Below are 19016 nucleotides of genomic sequence, written 5' to 3'. Positions count from 1 at the left end.
ATTGCCAACCTTCCACTTTAATTTATTTTAAAATTTCCTCAGCAAATTTCTTCATACCTTCAGCTATCATGTTCTTAATTTCATCTTTTGAAATTCCTGAAGCTTCTTCTGTAGCTCCAGTATTTTTCTCAACTAATATAGATACTCCATCAAATAGATTTGTCATTCTTCCTAAGAATAAACTTCCTTTACCAACTACCATGAAGTTGTTTAATTTTCCATTCATTATATGCTCTACGCCATGTCCCACTATTGGAACTCCTGACGGAATGTGTCCTTGTGTTGGAGCATATCCTGGATATCCATGATCTTTTACGAAGTTTGGTAATTCTTTTCTATCTAATTGTCCACTCTTAACAGCAAGTGCTCCTATCATTTTGTAGTTCTGAGTTGGAACATCTCCTGCTCCAGCTGGTTCAGTAATATCTGGAGTCTGCATTTCTGGAGCATATTTGTCAACGTCTACAATCTTCATTCCAACTCTAGCTAAAGGTTCTGATACTAGAGCTTCTATAACTGCTTGTGGTGCTGCTCCATGTCCTATAGTATGTCTTCCAATAACATCAGTTCTTAAAACTGGACTTACTCCATCATTTTCGGATACAAGAACAGCAAATCCTCCAACACAATCTTCAAGTGCTGATAAGCCCTTCTTTATATGATCTTTTCCGTTCATTCCAAGTTTAGCTGTACTTCCACCAGCAAATACAATTACATTCTTATATATTCCTGATTTTACTAAAGCTGCAGCATTTATTAAAGCATGGCTTGGACCAGCACAGAAACCTCTCATGTCTACACCTGTAGCTCCTACAATTCCTGCTATTTCTCCACAAGCCTTAGCAGTGTTTCCACCGCCTCTTTGATTCATATCTCCTACCGCTTCTTCTGAACACTCTATTAAGTATCCAACTTCATTTACATCTACACCAGAATTTTTTATTAAGTGCATTAGAGCTAAAACTCCAGATGCCTTAACTACTAAGTTTTCTACCATTATATGTGATGATAAATTACTATCAAATTCATGTGCTCTTTTAACACATCCTACTAAATTCCCTGCATTATATAAACCTTCAGCTACTCCATTTTCAACCAAAGTTTCTATTGCTGATAGCTCTTCTCCCTCTTTTAATGCTTCTACTTTTACATTTAATATAGGATGATTTACAAACTTTTCTTTTACTGCTGCTGTAAAGGATTTTTCAAGAATTACTAAGTCAAATACATCTGAAGCTTTTAGTAATCCGTAGAATTCATCTTGAGGCATTATTTCGCCAAACTTACCAAATCTGTTAGCATTCTCGATTGTACTGTTGTACCAAGGTCTCTTTAATTCCCCTAGCTCTTCTGGAGTCATGTTTCCTATGTATGTTTGATTTGGAGCATAACCTACAACTTCATCAAATGTTCTTAAGTGATTTTTTAATTCTTTTAAATACTCTGAATCAGGATTAGTCTCCCTTTCTAACATTTGTGTAGTACCATTATGAATTACCATATCTGGCGTATTTACTAAAATATAAGATGCTTTCTTTATAACTGGAAAACTCATTATAAAAACCTCCCTTAAATTTCATTGAGAATTGAGAGTTAAGAACTAATGCTTTTAACTCAATTCTCATTTCTCAATTCTCAATATTTAAATTCTCACCAATATTGTTTCAATAAATTTATACTTAAAGTTTGTATAGGTGTGTGTAACTAATTATGAAGATACATTTAACTGACTTCTTAGCACTCTTAGTTTGTAAATTCAGAAAATCTTAGAACTCTCGCTTGTCTGAGCGATAGCGAGTTAGCGAGAGCTCTTAGATTTTCTGTATTTACAAACTTTAGAGTGCTTAAAGGCAGTTAACAGTATTGAATAATTAGTTATACACACTTAGTACTGCCTTAAGCTTAAATATCCTACTTGTCAAAAACTGTTTGATCTTCTACTTCAGTTGAAAGAGCTGCTAATGCCTTATCAACTAGTTTGTATCTTAATTCAAACTCATCCTTAGCTTCTAAAGCTGGGTTTCCAAGTGGATGAGGTATTGCTATTGTAGGAACTATTCTGTTAGCACCAACTGTTAAAGAGATTGGAACTACTGTACACATGTGAACTACTGGAAGTCCTCCACGTTCAATTTCTTTTACAAGCGTTGCACCGCAACGTGTACAAGTTCCTCAGGTGGACGTTAGTATAACTGCGTCAACACCATCAGCTATTAATTCTTTAACTATAGTTTCACCAAATTTCTTTGATGAAGCAACTGCTGTTCCGTTACCAACAGTAGTATAGAAGTAATTGTGAAGTGAACCTATTTTTCCTTCTTTCTCCATTTGTCTTAATACGTCAACTGGAAGTACTCTGTCTGAATCTGTATTAGCATAAGTTGGATCGTATCCACCGTGTGCAGTTTCGTATGTTTCTGCTGTTAAATCCATTACACCTTCTATGTTATATTTTCCGAACTTAGAAGCATTTGATGACTCTATGTGATCTGGGTTTCCTTTTGGAACTATACCACCTGATGTAACTAATGCTATCTTAGCTTTTGATATATCTTTTACAGCTGGATTTGGAGCAACTCTGTCGAATACAGGCATTTTGAATTCTGTTACAAACTCTTCACCCTTTAACTTTTTAACAAGCATATCAACAGCTCTCTTTGATCCTCTTTCTGCTGCGAAATAATTCTTTCTTATACCTCTTTCGATATAGTTATCTTCAGTAGGTAGTCCGATTTCTTCTCCCTTAGCAAGCTTTACTGCTAAAGCAGCAACCTTTGGAAGTGCATCTCTCATACCAGCAGCACTGTTTTTAGTTTCTACAATATAAACATGCTTTTTGTATAAATCAGCACCTGGATTTTCAATATACATAGCTGTAAGTACAGGTATTCCTAGCTTTTCTTCAACTTCCTTTGCAATGTGTCCGCAAGCAACACCATATCTTCCAGCATTGAAAGCAGGTCCAGCTATAAATAGGTCAGGATTATACTTCTTAACCATATCTATAATTTCTGCTTTAGCTTCTTCAGTGTTTTCATTGAAATATGAGTCTCCACAGATAACTGTAGCAACTATTTCAACACCCTCTTTGCTTAGTAAACCATTTAGTCCCATACCAGGACCTACAAAACCTTCTCTAACTTCTGGTTTTATATCTGCTTTTTCTTCTCCGCCTATACCAGCGTAAAATTGATTTATATAATGAACAACTTTAATCATTTCAGCATTTCCCCCCTTATAGGAATTTACACGTACTTCATATTAATATTTTGAGTATTGAGTTCTAACGTTCTTAACTTCTTCGATGATAGCATCTACGTCAAGAACCATTTCCATCATTCCGCACTGTTCGTCATAAACAGTTGCATCACATTCATCTTTTATTTCTGGCTCAACTACATGGTAAACTGCAAGACCTAGTGGAATTCCAGCTAGTGGACCTGCAAAAGTTGGGTCTCCAGCAGCTACAGTTTCAGCTGAAAGTCCAGATGCTTCTGCTTCTGCTCCTCCGATTACTACTACTACGTTTTCTGCACCATGCTTTTCAGTTAAGTCTTTTACTCTTTGTTGGATCTCCAGATCCATAGCACCAGCGGCTGTTCAGACAAAACATTCTGTTGATGCGAAAATTATTTCTGCTCCAGCTGATTTAACACAAGCTTCTATAGCTGGTCCTGGAATTCCATCTCTATCTCCTACTGCAATAACTTTTTTTCCTTGTAACATCTATATCTTCCTCTCTTTCAATCCACATTCTTGTATACCTTTACAATGTACTAATATCGATAAAATTAACTATTACATAAAATTACTTATTTTATGATAAGTGATAATTTTACTTTAATATTCAGTCTATTTAAGGTGATTTTAGTATCCTTTAGCTGTTAAGTAGTTAAATCCTACTTCACTTGTTGCTCCAGTTATAACCTGGATTTCAGCTTCTATAGTACCATCTTCTCTTAAACTTCCTACGTGTCCACCTGCTATTATATCAGCAGCTTCTACGTGACCTATTATCTTTTTCATAACTGGAAGTATAACAACTTCATTAGCATTTCCACCAGTAACTACTGCATCACCTTTTGGTGTTGAGTCTGCAAGTGATTGTGAAGCTCCATCTTGTCCAGCATATTCATCTGTAATTAATACAGTTTTAATTCCCTTGTCAGTAATCTTGTTGCAGTTCATAACTAGGTCAGCATCTGGATTACCAAATCCTTCTTCTGATATTATTACTGCATCAGCTCCTAAGTATTCAACTAACTTAGCAGTCATGTTTGATGATCTTTCTTTATCTGCAAGATAAACATTTTCGTTTGTAATTACACAACCTAAGAAGTTGAAGTCTTTTCCATGTCTTTCATATAGATCCTCAATTACTGGGTGATTCATATGAACATAGCTTGGGTTTTTATCACAAGCTGAAACACAGTTTCCGCTTACTACTGCTCCATCAAATACTTCTGTTGGATATAAGAATGTTGGTATAATTTTCTTAGCATCTACTCCATATACATATGTGTCATGTAAAAGTCCTTGAGTTTGAAGCATGTACACATATACTACCTTTGGAAGATCAGGATATTGTTTAACTTGATCTAATATTGGTAATGTTTCATAAGCTTTAATTTCATCTGGTTCAACATTTCTTCCAGCTTCTCCAAGGTATGTAGCAGCTTTGAATCCAACCATTCTTACAGCTTCTTCATGCTCATGTTGTTTAACGCCTTCTTTTGGTTCACAAATAATTACTAAGTTATTTGTCTTTGAGAATGGAGTGTATTTAGCGCCTTCTCCGCTCATGTCTATGATACCTTCTTGGAAACCAACTATTTTACCTGTAGTAACTACAGCAGCTCCCTTTAATACATGAGTTCTTCCTGCACCAACCATATCAACTTTGCTGATGAATCCTGGGAATATTCCACCCTTTCCTTCAACTTTAACTCTTGGTTCTATGACATCTTTTACAGGGATTATTCTTGTTTCCTCGCCTGGCTTTGCAATTTCAAAGTCTATGCTTTGAATCTTTTCGTCTCCACCAACTGCTTCTAATAACTCTTCTTTATTTACATAAAGAACTCCATTTTCAACCTTTGTTTCAGCTCCAAATTGAATGTCCTTTACATAAATTTTTCCTAATTCTAAACGCAAAGTGTTCACCTCCAAATTTATTCCGATTGAGAGTTAAGTTTTTAACTCTCAATCAATATCAAACTATTTTTTAGGGTTTTGAGTGATTATTTATTATTAATTTTAATTGATAACTTTTAAATTATAGAGTTTCATAGTAAGCTTTTATAAAGCCTTCTATATCATCTAATGTAGCGATTTTGTCAGCAGTTATTGAACTTGCTTTCTCTCCATTTTTGTAGATTATCATTGTTGGTAATCCAAGAACTTTTTGTGATATAGCAAGTCTTCTAGCTGTGCTTGTATTTAAACTAGCAAACTTTATTTTATCGCCATATTTTCCTTCAAGGTCGTGTACTCCTGGCATAAGCTGTTTACATATTTCACACTTATCTCCCCAGAAATCTACGAATACTGGCTTCTCAGTATAGTTTACAACCTCTGCATCAAAATTTTCCTTATTTAATTCTATCATTTATAGACCCTCCTTATTTATGATTTTCTATATAATGCTCAGCAACAGTTGCAGCTATAGCTCCGTCTGCCGCTGCTGTTATTACCTGTCTTAATGTTTTCTTTCTAACATCTCCTGCTGCAAATACTCCAGGTATGTTTGTTCTCATGTCTTCATCAGTTACAATATAACCATCTTCTAACTCTAATTTATCAGCAAATAATTGAGTTATTGGATCATATCCTACAAATACGAAACATCCATCAACCTTTAAATCACTAGTTTCTCCTGTTTCTCTATTTCTTATTACAAGACCTTCTAATATCTCATCTCCAATAGCTTTCTCAATTACTGAGTTCCAGATAAAGCTTATCTTTGGATTTGCAAAAGCTTTTTCTTGTAAAGATTTCGCTGCTCTTAATGAATCTCTTCTATGTACTACAGTTACATGTTCTGCAAATTTTGTAAGGTATATAGCTTCAGTTATAGCTGAATCCCCTCCACCAATAACAGCAACATCTAGCTCAGTAAAGAAGTCTGCATCACAAGTTGCACAATATGAAACTCCCTTCGCTCTTAATTCTACTTCATTTTCAAATCCTCCAAGCCTTGGGTTAGCTCCAGTAGCTATTATTATAGTTTTTGCTTGATATGAGTCTTTTCTACCTTTTACAGTTTTAATATCTCCCTCAAGTTCAACTTCAATAATATCATCAACAGCAAACTTAGTTCCAAATTCTTCTGCTTGCTTTCTCATTCTTTCACTTAATGTTGATCCTGTACATTCTTCAATTGAACCAGGATAATTTTCTAGTTCATCTGTAGTTGTTGCTTGTCCACCAAATTTTGCTTTCTCAATAATTAGAGTATCCATTCTTGATCTAGCACCGTAAAGTCCTGCTGATAATCCAGCTGGTCCACCACCAATTATTATTGTGTCATAAATGTGTGACATTGTTATTACCTCCTAAATATTATTAATTAAATCATTACTAGTGAGAATCACCAGTTTAGGATAATAAGCCCTTATGATTAACCCCTATTTTACTAGATGTTTATAAACCTTGCAATTATGGATATGTAGTATATATCCAATCCTAGATACAAAGTCTAGTTATTATATAAAATATATTAGTATAATGCATGATAAATCAAATCATAATCTATTAACTGAAAATCCTCTAAAACATTTTCATTCCAATTTGGAATCCCAAATTTTGTTGTAAACTTTTCAGTTGCATATATTCCTTCTTCTATATACTTTAAGGAATCCATATCTACAGTATTTTCTTTATTTTTTGATATGATGACTGTTCTATACGGAGTCTCATTTGGTTTTATACTACTCATTAAAGGATGAGTAAGTAGCTTGTGTCCATTATGAATATAGTCTCTTACTTTTTTAAAAACTTCAATAGTAGACCCGCCTATAAATTCAGTTACATATTTATTACTTAAATTTTCTTTGCTAAGTGGATTATTTGTTACAACTATTATTGGTTCTATCATACTCAATCTCCTTTATAGGATTATTACCAATCCATCAATTGGCAATTAGATAAACAAAAAAACAGAGGTAAAGGCTTTTTCGCTTTTACCTCTGTCTATTAACCTGAGAGTTTTACTCCTTCGGTGCATAAGCTTTCCAGAGACTTGTCCATTTTCGGTCCTTTTGCCTGAGAGCTTCATATTATTTCGCAAAAATAATATTTCTTCCTTCGGCTATCCACTTAAGGATGCTATATATCTAGATATTAAATTCACATTTAGATCTATAGCTAAGTAATAAATTGCGCAAAACTTTGTTAACAATTCTACTTAATCTCCCGAAAATTTCATCCAAACTTATTAACTTTTTTAATGTTACTGTTTACAATTACTATTATATATTACTAATACAAAAAATTCTATATTTTTAAAAGATATTTAGTATTGTGTTTTTTGATACATATTATTCATTTTACTAATACTTAGTTACATTTTCTTGTACTAATTACTTTAAATGGATATATTTCGACTATTTATTTCGTTTATTATACAAAATATTTAATCAAATGACTTAATTCGTCAAATAAATGCATTTTTACCCTTATTTTTTGAACTTATTAATATATTTGCTCGAAATGCAATTTTGATAATTTGTTAACAATAGTTTGTTAACATTTGTTACAATTTATTAACACTATTTTGTTAACAAATTGTTATAATCATCAATTTATATATATAGTTTTTATTATAAATAAGAAAAGCGCCATAAATATTATCGGAGTTTAATAATATTTATGGCGCTTTTCTATCAAATAAATTATTGTTAAGTATTAAAAATTCTCTATAAAAAATACTCCAGTAGCATCAGGTCCAGCGTGTACTCCTACAACGCAACCTACTTGACAGTCTATAAACGAACTTCCATTAGCCTTTAATTCCCCTCTTAATATATCAACATCCTTGCTTTCTATTTCAAGCAGAATAGTTTCTTCCTCACTCTTTATTCCTTTTTTATAAACATAGTCTAAAATAGTTCTTACAGCTTTTTTACTTCCTCTAACCTTATCCATAACTACCATTTCACCATTATCTACTGTAAGTATAGGCCTTATACTCAATAAACTCCCAATAACCCCAGCTGTTTTAGACAATCTTCCACCCTTAACTAAATTATCCAAACTATTGAAAACAATTGCGCTTTTTATATGCGGTATTATTGTAAGAAGCTCTTCCTTAATAATATCTATTGAAAGTCCGCTTTCCTTTAATTTTGCCGCTTTTATTACTAAAAGTCCTAGTCCGGATGTTACATTTAGACTATCTATCACAACAATTTCATCACTTTCAAGAGTTTCTTTAGCTATACATGCTGATTGATAAGTACCACTCATCTTTGAGGAAAGGTGTATTGAAATTATCTTATAACCTTGATCTATGTACTTTTTATAACATTCTATAAATCTCGACGGTGTTACTTGTGTGGTTTTAGGAAACACATCCAAACTACTCATTTTTTCCAGTAATGTATGGGTGTCTATATCTACTCCATCTCTATAAGTTTCCTCATCAAAACTTACTAAAAGAGGAAGTACTTCTATATCATACTTTTTTAATATGTATTCTGGCAGATCTGCGGTACTATCAGTAATTACCTTTATTTTTTCCATTACCTCACCTTTCCTACTTCATCCTCGGGAAATCCATTTGTCTTAAGGCTTCATATGCTACTATCGATACCGTATTAGATAAATTTAAGGAACGGGCACTAGTCTCTATCATAGGTACTTTAATACATCTTTCAGGGTCACTTTCTCTTATTCTATCAGGAAGACCTGATGATTCTCTTCCAAACACTATGAAATCACCTTGCTTAAATTGAACCTCATGGTAAAAATTACCGGCATGAGTAGTTGAAAAATAAAACGTAGAGCTGCTATACTTTTCTCTAAGTTCTTCGTAGGATTCATATACAGTAAGATCTAAGTGCTTCCAGTAGTCAAGCCCTGCCCTTCTTACTTGTTTTTCATCTAAGCTAAATCCTAATGGTTTTATTAAGTGTAATTTAGAATTTGTTAGCACACAGGTCCTAGCTATATTTCCTGTATTCTGAGGTATTTCTGGTTGAAACAATACTATATTTAAATTCAAATTAATTCCTCCTTATCCTAAGCAATTCTCCTTGTAAAATATAAGGAGAACTCAAAATCTCTTCAAAAAGATTTCATCAAATATATTATTATATAATACCTTAATAGTAAAGAGTTTGCAAATACTGTTTAGTGTTTTACTTCATTAACATTAACTTTACTAGTATTAGATTTTAAAGATTTCTCTACCTTAGTTTCTGATTTAACTGTACTTTTACTTTTTATATCAGTTTTTTGAGTATTTTTGTTTATTTTGTTGGATATGTCGCCTTGGTCACTTTTCTTAACGCCATTATTTTTGTTATCTTGTTTAATTAAATCTTTTTCACTAGAACTTACTTCATCTATATAAGAAGTGCTCTCTTTATTATGTTCATCATACCCATAACTATCTTTATTGCTCAAGTATTCTATAACTCCATTTGAAATACTTTCACCTATACTCTTTAATGTTTCATCCTTAGATAACTTGTCCCTATCCTCTTTACTTGTAATATAACCACACTCAACTAGCGCACTTGGCATTTTGCTGTATCTAAGAACAGCAAGATTTTGCCTCCTTATTCCTCTATCTTCCCACTTATCACTTTTTAAAATCTTATTCTGCATGACTCTAGCCAGTTCTATCCTTTGTTCTCTCTGATATCCATCAGGATCATAAAAATAAGTACTAATCCCTTTATAGTTAGGATCACTAATCGAATTAATATGTACTGAAATAAAAACATCAGCCCTACTAGAATTTGCCTTAGCACCTATTTCCTTTAACGGAATAAGTACATCAGTATTCCTTGTTAAAATTACAGTATATCCTTTATTCTTTAAATACTCTTCTACATATTTTACAACTTTAAGTGTCAAATCTTTTTCATTCATAGTTCCATAGCTTGCTCCCTTATCAACTCCACCATGCCCTGAGTCTAGAACTATAATATATTTGCTATTTTCATTTAACTTATCTTTATTATCCTCTAATTTATTATTTTTTCCTGAGGCCTTAATCACAGGTAACGAAGATTCCCTAAGAATACTTCTACCCTCTACCGACACGAATCCTTTTCCAAATATTGACATTAGCATAGTAAAAAAAATACAAGAAAGCGTAAATCTTTTCCTGTTAACAATCCTCATATTAAAATCCTCTCTATTTTGATTTTTCTTTAGATGCTTAAACAAATATCTTTTTCTCAAATCCTAACTAAATTTATGGTGCGGGTAACAGGATTTGAACCTGCACGGTATTACCCATTAGAACCTGAATCTAACGCGTCTGCCAATTCCGCCATACCCGCATCTGTAATAATTTTACAAGTATATTATATCATATTATTCCAACATAATGAATATATCTATATAATATTTCTACTAGTATAAAGTGAAACTCCAACCAGATGGAGTATTAGATTGGATAGTCATCGGATAAAATTAAAATAGAGAATTAGAAACTATTAAAATTCCTAATTCCCTATTTCTCTTTAACTTTTCGTTCCTTTTTTTATAATAGCATCAACAGGCTTATAGAAGTCATTTGCAACAACATCTTGACTAATAACTTTCCCGTTTTGAATAACCTTTTTTGTAACTTTAACTTTAAAACCAGTAGACGGTGCTTGCACTTGTTGTGTTTGTCCAATAGGCAAAGTAGGATCATCCACATATTTTACTCCTGGCTGTATAGTTTCATATACTTCTGAGCTAATTTCAGTTACTATACCTTTCAGAGAACTATTAGAATATATATTAAAGATAACATTTCCCCCTGAAGTACTACCTTCTATATACATTGGATAATCTAGAGTATTTTTAAACTTATAGTCTAGATTACCATAATCAACTGTGGCATCCAAACCTAAAGGCACATAATGAGACGGAAGCGTATGATGTGCCCTTGCTACAGAATTAATATTAGATCTAAGTATTGCATTATATAATGTTGTAGATACCTGACATATTCCTCCACCTAAACCTGAATCAACTTGGTTTCCTATAATAACTGGAGCTGATTGATATCCTTTTCCAGCAGTTCTTTCCCCAACCACATCATTAAAGCTAAATACATCTCCAGGCAATAATATTGTACCATTGATACTTCTTGTTGCTAATATTATATTATTCGCTCTTTCTGGCGATGATATAGACCCGTAATTGGTAGTGAATGTTGCAATTCTGGAATCTATAGAGAATAACTTTTCTGCAGTGATTCTGGCCGTAACCACTTCAATAGGTGCATTAATGGTTACATCTGGTCCTTTATCTCCATTAATCTTAGAAGTTATTTCTTTTCTTAATTTATCTTTCTCAAGCTTTCTACCATTTTGTTCCGATACGGCTTCGAAATTTCCTCCATATCCTTTCATTTTTGCATTTATAGGATCCTTTTTTACATCCTTTTCAATAGTATCTAATATACTATCTATTTGCTTTGTATCATAGGCAAAGTTTAGTTCGAATTGTTTTTCTCCACCTTTTTTTATTAATCTGTATTTAGAAAACAAATTTAAACTTTTTCCATATTCAAAAGCTTGATTTATAACTTCATCAACATTATGTTTAGGATTTAGTTTAGAATAATCTATAGTATATGTTTTATCTGGTGTAACTATATTCATTTTCTTTTTTATTACAGTAGCACCATGTCCTTGTTCTATAATCTTTTTCGCCTCATCCTTAGTTTTTCCAGATAAGTTTTCGCCTTCAATTTTAACTCCAGGGTATATTAAGTTGTTCCACTGTTTTACAGTGCTATACTGATGGAATATTACTCCAAAAGAACTACTTACTATTATTACAACAGCTATTATAATTCCCAAGGGTAACTTTTTCTTCTTAGCTCTCTTCTTCCTTGCCACCAACATCACCTCTTTACTTATCCTTCGTTTGCTACAACAAAAACCATGTTAAGCATAACTTTATCCGACATAATTTTATCTTTTACCTAGCTATTATACTATAAAACAAAACTTATTCAAATTAATTTCTAGCAGCTGAATTAGAATACAAGTTAAAAACAACATTTCCACCTGCAGTGTATGCCTGTATGTATACCGGATATTCCAGCGTATTCTTGAACTTATAATCAATATTTCCATAGTCTACAGTGGCATCCATTCCCTCTGGTACATAATGAACTGGAAGTGTATGGTGAGTTCTTTCCAATGATGTCATACCAGAATTATATACCGCATTATATAGTGTAGAAGATACCTGACAAATTCCTCCACCAAGCCCTGACTCTAACCTGTTATCTACAATCACCGGCGCAGCCTCGTACCCTCTTTCTGAAGTTCTTTCACCTACAATATCATTGAAGCTAAACACATCCCCTGGCATCAATATTTTTCCATTAATACTCTTAGTTGATATAATTATATTATTAGACCTTTGTGGTGAGGATATAGCTCCAAAGTTTGTAGTAAACCCTCCAATTCTTGAATTAATACCCTTTATCATGTCTGCTTTGATTCTAGGTTCAAATGTTTCTGTAGGCACGCTTACCTGAACATCACTACTTACACCCTTATTCAATTCAGTTAAAATCTCTTTCTCAATTCTATCTCGTTGAACCCTCCTACCGATCTTTTCTGATACTACATTGAAACCATTTCCTGCAACTTCTAAAGTGGCATCTCTAGGAGCGATGTTCACGTCACTTTCAATAGTTTTTATTAAATTCTTTACAGGTTCTCTATTATAAGAGAAGGTTAGTTTATAGTTTATGTAGTTTGGCTTTTTTAATAAGATATACTTATGGAATAAATTCAAGTTTTTCCCATAAGCATAAGCTTGATTAACAGCTGAATCTATATCGAACTTTAGATTTAGTTCAGAATAACCTAAAGTATAATTATTTTCACCTTCAATAACGTTAATTTTTCCTTTAGACACTCGTTCAGCAGAAATTCCTCTGATTACAGCTAAAGCTTCGGCTTTAGTTTTTCCCGATAAATTTATACCATCTACCGTTACCCCTGGATAAATTAAATTATTCCAATATTTTATGTCCTGATAATGATACGTTATGTAACCACAAGCCGAACTTAATAGTAAAACTGAAATTATAACTATTCCTATAAGGCCATTCTTAGAGGTATTAACCTTTTTTTCTAACTCCATTTGAAAATCCCCCTTTGCTTTTCCCCAATGTTATTATACTACAGTGTTACTCACTTTTGTATTTATTGATTACTTATTTATTATATTTGCTAAAATAAACAAATATAATAGACAAATAAGACTAAATTAAGCATTGGCGTAAATATAGTGTATAATTTAAAATATATAACTTTAATTCTTAATTTTAAATCGCTGGAGGTATATAAATGAAGGCTGAAATTTTATGTGTTGGTACAGAAATTTTACTTGGAGATATTGTAAATACAAACGGTCAATACTTATCAAAACGACTAGCAGACCTTGGTTTTTCTGTGTATCACCAATCTGTAGTTGGCGATAATGCGGAAAGATTAAAGAATGAATTTAAAGACATCTTTAGTAGGGCTAACTTAGTAATTACTACAGGTGGCCTAGGGCCTACTCCTGATGACCTTACTAAAGAAACAGGTGCTGAATATTTTAACAAGAAGATGGTACTGGACCAAGTTACTCTAGATAAACTTAATTCATATTTTATTAGAAATGGTAGAGGCGAACTAGAAGGAAATAACTTAAAACAAGCTTATTTTCCTGAAGGATCGACTATCCTTCCAAATGATCATGGCACTGCTCCTGGTTGTGCCATAGTGGAAAACGAAAAAATTCTCATAGTTTTACCTGGACCTCCAAGAGAGATGAAGCCTATGTTTGAAAACTATGTAGTCCCATTTCTAAGAAAGTATAGTGATGAGATTTTAAAATCTAAGATATTAAGGATTTGTGGTATTGGCGAAGGCGTTATGGCCGAGCAAATTTCTGACATTATAAATGAAAGCGTTAACCCTACAGTTGCTCCATACGCAAAGGAATGGGAGGTTACCTTGAGGCTTACTGCTAAGGCTAAAACTGAAGAAGAAGCTTCTAGACTTATAGTTCCCATAGAAAAACAAATTCGAGATAGATTAGGTGAAAACATATATGGTGAAGATGAGACTTCGCTTGAAGAGGTTATAGGAAATCTTCTTATATCAAAAAACCTAACAATATCCACAGCAGAATCCTGCACTGGTGGGCTAATAGCATCAAAACTCGTTAACTATCCTGGTATTTCCTCCACTTTTATGGAAGGAGCCGTTACCTATAGCAACGATGCAAAAATGAATCGTCTAAATGTAAAAAAAGAAACATTAGAAAAATTCGGGGCTGTAAGTGAGGAAACCGCAAGAGAGATGGCAGAAGGTATTGCTAAAACCTCTGGCACAAACATAGGTTTATCTACTACCGGTATCGCAGGACCAGGTGGTGGAACTATTGAAAAGCCTGTAGGACTTGTGTACATAGGGCTCTATATAAATGGAATTGTTCAAGTTAAAAAACTTGAACTTTCAGGAGATAGGGATAGAATAAGGAGAAGGACTACTATAACTGCACTCGATTGGCTTAGAAGAGAATTGATTAAATAATTGACTTTAGTTAAGTGGACATTGGGCAGTTAAGGTTGGTTTTTCTTCGGTAAACTAGGTTAAATTAGAGCTTGCTCTAATTTAACCTACAATGTTTCATCACAAGTGAAACAAGTGTCAGAGAAATTAATTATTTTCCGACGTAAGGAGGAAAAACTTCCTTAACTGTCAACTGTCCATTATTAACTATTAACCAACTAAGCCCGTAATTAAACTCTTGCCACTCCCATTTCTCTCGCAATCCTCTTAACCTCTTCTGCCACAGAACTGCATACTCTTTTATCAAAAACATCCGGTATTATGTAATCTTCTTTTAATTCTTCATCAGTAATTAGGTTAGCTATTCCCCTCGCTGCAGCAAGTTTCATCTCATCATTAATAACCTTAGACCTTACTTCTAACGCCCCTTTAAATATACCTGGGAACACTAAAACATTATTTATTTGATTTGGAAAATCCGAACGCCCAGTTCCAATTACTCTTACACCTGCTTCTTTTGCGATGTCTGGCATTATTTCCGGCACAGGATTTGCCATAGCAAATACTATGCTATCATTATTCATTGACTGAGCCATTTCTTTTGTAAGTGCCCCTGCTGCTGAAACTCCTATAAATACGTTTTTATTCTTAATTATTTCTTTTAGAGTCCCTCTTTCCTTATTTCTATTCGTTAGCTTTGCAATACTTTGCTGAGCTTCATTTAAATCTTTATCACCCTCTACTAATGCACCATTTTTATCACACATTACTATGTTCTTTGCGCCTGCCTTAAGTAGTAGCTTACATATTGCAATTCCGGCTGATCCTGCTCCATTTATTACAATATTAACCTCTTGAATATTTTTGTCTAAAAGTCTTAGTCCATTATAAAGACCTGCAAGTACTACAATAGCTGTTCCATGTTGATCATCATGAAAAACTGGAATATCCAATTCTCTTTTTAGAGTTTCTTCTATATAAAAGCATTCTGGCGCCTTTATGTCTTCTAAGTTTATTCCACCAAAAGTAGGTGATATCATTTTTACAGTCTTGATTATTTCATCTGGATTTTTGCTATCTATACATATAGGAAATGCATCTATCCCACCAAACTCTTTAAACAGCAAAGCTTTTCCTTCCATAACAGGAAGCCCTGCACCAGCACCAATGTCCCCAAGTCCAAGAACTGCAGTACCATTTGTAACTACAGCTACTGTATTACCTTTAATCGTATAATCATAAATAGCATTTTTATCTTCAGCTATTTTAAGACAAGGTTCTGCTACTCCAGGTGTGTATGCTATAGATAAATCCTCTCTCGTTTTTAATTCAATTTTACTTTTAATCTCTAGCTTCCCTTTATTCTCTTTATGTATTTTTAATGCCTCTTCTTTAACGTTCATCTAAAAATTCCTCCTATATAAAAAACTAAATTTAATCCACAATCTTTTTAAGTTTTGTCCACATATTCAGTAAGTTTTTCGTATGTTTGGGGATAACCTTCTCTTTTCAACACTCCCAGAACTATAAACAGTGCTTTTAGTTTTAATAGCTTTAGTTATGATTCCTGGGGTACTAATCTGTCGCTCTGATTACAGCATCACAGGAGTGTTTTATTATTGAATGCTACTCCTCAACTACATTATTAAAATATTCGCAGTATGGCGCTACAGGACATATTTCACAATTAGGCTTTCTTGCCTTACATATTTGTCTTCCATGCCATATCAGATAATGATGAACATCACTCCACATATCCCTAGGCACATTCTCCATAAGTCCTTTCTCTACTGCATCTGGTGTATTTCCTTTAGAAATACCTATTCTATTTGACACTCTAAAAACATGAGTATCCACAGCAATAGCTGGTATTCCAAAAGCATTTGAGAGTACCACATTCGCTGTTTTTCTTCCTACGCCAGGAAGTTTTATAAGCTCTTCCATAGTATCTGGAACCTTCCCATCATGCTCTTCTATTATGGTCCTAGTGGTCCCCAATATATTTTTACTTTTATTTTTGTAAAATCCACAACTTTTAATTTTTTCTCCTAACTCTTCCTCTGTAAGACTCAGCATTTTTTCTGGAGTATTATAGTTTTTATATAACTGCTCTGTGACCTGATTGACTCTTACATCTGTACATTGAGCTGATAATATAGTAGAAACTAATAATTCATAAGGTGAATTAAAATTAAGAGCACATTTTGCCTCCGGATAAGTTTCACTTAATATCCTTAATACCTCTTTCATATTTTCTTTATCCAACATTATCACCTGCTTTATTAAAATTATGACTACAAGTATATTTCTATGAAAACAGCCGTAGATACTATTCCACGGCTGTTCTTTTATCCATATATTCCTCTATATTCCTCAGGCAAAAGTTCGGCAATCTTTCTCATCAAAAAATCCATAGCCCTATCTTCATAATCACGTTTGTCTTCTTCCTTATACTTTTCAGGAAGTTCCATTGGCTTTCCAATATTAATATTAACTTTAGCATGATGAAACTTTTCTAACCCCATATCTTTGCTATTTATAGGAAGGAGTTTTTCACTTCCATATACAGCAAGAGGAACTATTGACGCTTTAGTCAACTTCTGAATTAGAACAACTCCCTTTTTAGGCCTAATCAGTTGCGCAGTTCTACTTCGTGTTCCCTCTGGGAATATAAGAATATTATTACCATCTTTTAATGTCTTTATAACTTTGGATATAGCTTCTTTATCCGCAGTGTTCGGCCTTATAGTTATAGTCTTGGTGATATTTATACCAATGCTAGTTAAAGGGTTGTCAGATAATTTTATGCCTGCAATAAAAGTTATGTCTTGATCTCTTAAAGCCTTATTTATAACCAATGCATCCGAATTACTTAAGTGATTACATACGAATATTATGGGTCCTTTTACCTTTTTTAAATCCTCTAATCCTGTAACTTCTATATCAGCATATTTTTTTAAATATCCATTTACTATCTTTCTTGATAAAACCTGAACAAATCCTTTAGGAAGATAGCCTATAATCTTGGCCACTCCAGGAGAAATCATAACAATGCCCACCTTTCATTATGCATATACTCAATCATACTCTGTAATTTAAGGATTACTTTCATCACAGATCGAATCAAGTTATAAAATAATGTAAAATTTACTCTTCAATATAAATTATAGTTTGAAAAACTCTAAAAGTCTATCATAATAATTTTTTACATAAGGTGATGTAATTTCTCCTATTTTCATATCTTTATTTAAAATAATCGCATTGATTAATGCATTCCTTTGTAATACATTTTTTCCTCTCCAACCACAGGATGTTTGACTATATTTTTCTTTAAAAGTTTTTTTATCTATATTAATTAATTCTTCTATGGCAATGTCATTCATAAATTCATTAGGTCTAAACTCCTCTAAGTTAGAAAAGGCTGCACTTTTATTATAAGGACATACAATTTGACAGGTATCACAACCAAACATTCTCCCTTTAAACTTCTTAAACCACTGGTCTTCTATATCCTTTTTCTGCGTTATATACGATAAACATATATTGGGGTTATTTCCAACCTTAATTGAACCTGTAGGACATGCAGTTTGACACAGATTACAATCTCCACACTTGTTTTCTAAAGGCTTATCCTTTTCTATACTAAGATTCGTTATTATTTCACCTAAGAACACATACGAGCCATATTTCTCTGTAATAAGAGTATTATTTTTACCTAGGAAACCTATTCCGCTTTGAGTTGCAATGTACCTTTCAGGTAGTGCATTACTATCAACAAAATGTATTGCTTTTCCACCTAAACCCTCTATAAATTCACAAATCCTCTTGAGGTAACTAGAAACTACAGCGTGATAATCTTTACCTCTAGTATACTTTGAGAAATTTATAGCTCCCTTAAAATTATTATCAAACAAATACGGAAAAGCAATAGATATTATTGTCTTTCCATCTTCCATGTATAGGAATGGATTTATTCTTTTTTCTATCTCCTCTTCCTCAAACTCATTTTCTAATTCTCTTTCTTTTCTATTCTCAAAATAAGGTTTTAATTCACTAAATATCCTGCAATCTGTAAAACCAATAACATCTATCCCTAATTCTTTACAGTATTGTATTATTCGCTCCTTATGATTCACATTCATCACCTCTTAAACCCAAATCTACATCAGGTAAAATTTTAATTATCCGATACCTATCTACTCTGAAACTTTCTCTGTATAAAAGTAATTAAGGATGAGGAACTGAGAGCTGAAAATATAC

At 33.0% G+C, this 19016-nt stretch carries 17 protein-coding genes, 1 tRNA gene and 2 riboswitches; of the genes, 1 reads left to right on the top strand and 17 read right to left on the bottom strand.

Annotation, left to right across the window (positions count from 1 at the left end):
• Positions 1-22: 22 nt before the first annotated feature.
• The 13 genes from grdC to AC0N0V_RS01165 all read right to left on the bottom strand — a co-directional run bounded on the left by grdC (position 23) and on the right by AC0N0V_RS01165 (position 13335).
• Positions 23-1555: a glycine/sarcosine/betaine reductase complex component C subunit beta gene (grdC, locus tag AC0N0V_RS01225; protein ID WP_474461726.1), complete on the bottom strand. Its 1533-nt coding sequence runs from the start codon at positions 1553-1555 to the stop codon at positions 23-25.
• Between the two features lie 356 nt (positions 1556-1911).
• Positions 1912-3219 carry a glycine reductase complex selenoprotein B gene (gene grdB, locus AC0N0V_RS01220; RefSeq protein WP_474461725.1) on the bottom strand — a complete coding sequence of 436 codons (1308 nt, stop codon included), beginning with the start codon at positions 3217-3219 and terminating at the stop codon, positions 1912-1914.
• A gap of 42 nt (positions 3220-3261) precedes the next feature.
• Entirely contained in the window at positions 3262-3726 is a 465-nt protein-coding gene (grdA, locus tag AC0N0V_RS01215; RefSeq protein WP_474461724.1) for a glycine/sarcosine/betaine reductase complex selenoprotein A, read from the bottom strand.
• Between the two features lie 141 nt (positions 3727-3867).
• A complete protein-coding gene (locus AC0N0V_RS01210) occupies positions 3868-5154 on the bottom strand; it encodes a glycine/sarcosine/betaine reductase component B subunit (protein WP_474461723.1) in 1287 nt (428 codons plus the stop codon).
• Between the two features lie 121 nt (positions 5155-5275).
• Positions 5276-5608, bottom strand: coding sequence for a thioredoxin family protein (locus AC0N0V_RS01205; protein ID WP_474461722.1), 333 nt, complete (start codon positions 5606-5608; stop codon positions 5276-5278).
• 13 nt (positions 5609-5621) lie between these two features.
• Positions 5622-6542, bottom strand: a complete 921-nt coding sequence (gene trxB, locus AC0N0V_RS01200) for a thioredoxin-disulfide reductase (RefSeq protein WP_474461721.1) — start codon at positions 6540-6542, stop codon at positions 5622-5624.
• 176 nt (positions 6543-6718) lie between these two features.
• Complete coding sequence (locus AC0N0V_RS01195) at positions 6719-7096, bottom strand: GrdX family protein (protein WP_474461720.1); 378 nt, start codon at positions 7094-7096, stop codon at positions 6719-6721.
• 89 nt (positions 7097-7185) lie between these two features.
• Positions 7186-7238: riboswitch (glycine riboswitch) on the bottom strand.
• Between the two features lie 3 nt (positions 7239-7241).
• Positions 7242-7426: riboswitch (glycine riboswitch) on the bottom strand.
• 479 nt (positions 7427-7905) lie between these two features.
• A complete protein-coding gene (locus AC0N0V_RS01190; protein WP_474461719.1) occupies positions 7906-8742 on the bottom strand; it encodes a DegV family protein in 837 nt (278 codons plus the stop codon).
• A 13-nt stretch (positions 8743-8755) separates the two neighbouring features.
• Positions 8756-9223, bottom strand: coding sequence for a tRNA (cytidine(34)-2'-O)-methyltransferase (locus AC0N0V_RS01185; RefSeq protein WP_474461718.1), 468 nt, complete (start codon positions 9221-9223; stop codon positions 8756-8758).
• 128 nt (positions 9224-9351) lie between these two features.
• Positions 9352-10302, bottom strand: a complete 951-nt coding sequence (locus tag AC0N0V_RS01180; protein WP_474461717.1) for an N-acetylmuramoyl-L-alanine amidase family protein — start codon at positions 10300-10302, stop codon at positions 9352-9354.
• 127 nt (positions 10303-10429) lie between these two features.
• Positions 10430-10514: transfer RNA gene (locus AC0N0V_RS01175), tRNA-Leu, on the bottom strand.
• 183 nt (positions 10515-10697) lie between these two features.
• On the bottom strand, positions 10698-12071 hold the full coding sequence (locus AC0N0V_RS01170) for a VanW family protein (RefSeq protein ID WP_474461716.1): 1374 nt from the start codon (positions 12069-12071) through the stop codon (positions 10698-10700).
• 121 nt (positions 12072-12192) lie between these two features.
• Positions 12193-13335, bottom strand: a complete 1143-nt coding sequence (locus tag AC0N0V_RS01165) for a VanW family protein (RefSeq protein WP_474461715.1) — start codon at positions 13333-13335, stop codon at positions 12193-12195.
• 206 nt (positions 13336-13541) lie between these two features.
• Between AC0N0V_RS01165 and AC0N0V_RS01160 the strand changes: the two genes are divergently transcribed.
• Positions 13542-14777: a competence/damage-inducible protein A gene (locus AC0N0V_RS01160; RefSeq protein WP_474461714.1), complete on the top strand. Its 1236-nt coding sequence runs from the start codon at positions 13542-13544 to the stop codon at positions 14775-14777.
• A 209-nt stretch (positions 14778-14986) separates the two neighbouring features.
• On the opposite strand, the gene AC0N0V_RS01155 is transcribed toward AC0N0V_RS01160, so the two are convergent.
• From AC0N0V_RS01155 to queG, 4 genes are all read right to left on the bottom strand, one after another.
• Positions 14987-16159 (bottom strand): NAD(P)-dependent malic enzyme, encoded by a 1173-nt coding sequence (locus tag AC0N0V_RS01155; RefSeq protein WP_474461712.1) that lies wholly within the window; start codon positions 16157-16159, stop codon positions 14987-14989.
• Between the two features lie 223 nt (positions 16160-16382).
• Complete coding sequence (gene nth / locus AC0N0V_RS01150) at positions 16383-17006, bottom strand: endonuclease III (protein WP_474461711.1); 624 nt, start codon at positions 17004-17006, stop codon at positions 16383-16385.
• Between the two features lie 98 nt (positions 17007-17104).
• Entirely contained in the window at positions 17105-17803 is a 699-nt protein-coding gene (locus AC0N0V_RS01145) for a lysophospholipid acyltransferase family protein (protein ID WP_474461710.1), read from the bottom strand.
• A gap of 117 nt (positions 17804-17920) precedes the next feature.
• Positions 17921-18898 (bottom strand): tRNA epoxyqueuosine(34) reductase QueG, encoded by a 978-nt coding sequence (gene queG, locus AC0N0V_RS01140; RefSeq protein ID WP_474464394.1) that lies wholly within the window; start codon positions 18896-18898, stop codon positions 17921-17923.
• Positions 18899-19016: the final 118 nt, after the last annotated feature.

Source organism: Clostridium sp. CS1-1 (assembly GCF_056135525.1).
Note: the sequence above shows the minus strand (reverse complement) of the source record. Positions and strands in the feature narration are given on the sequence as shown.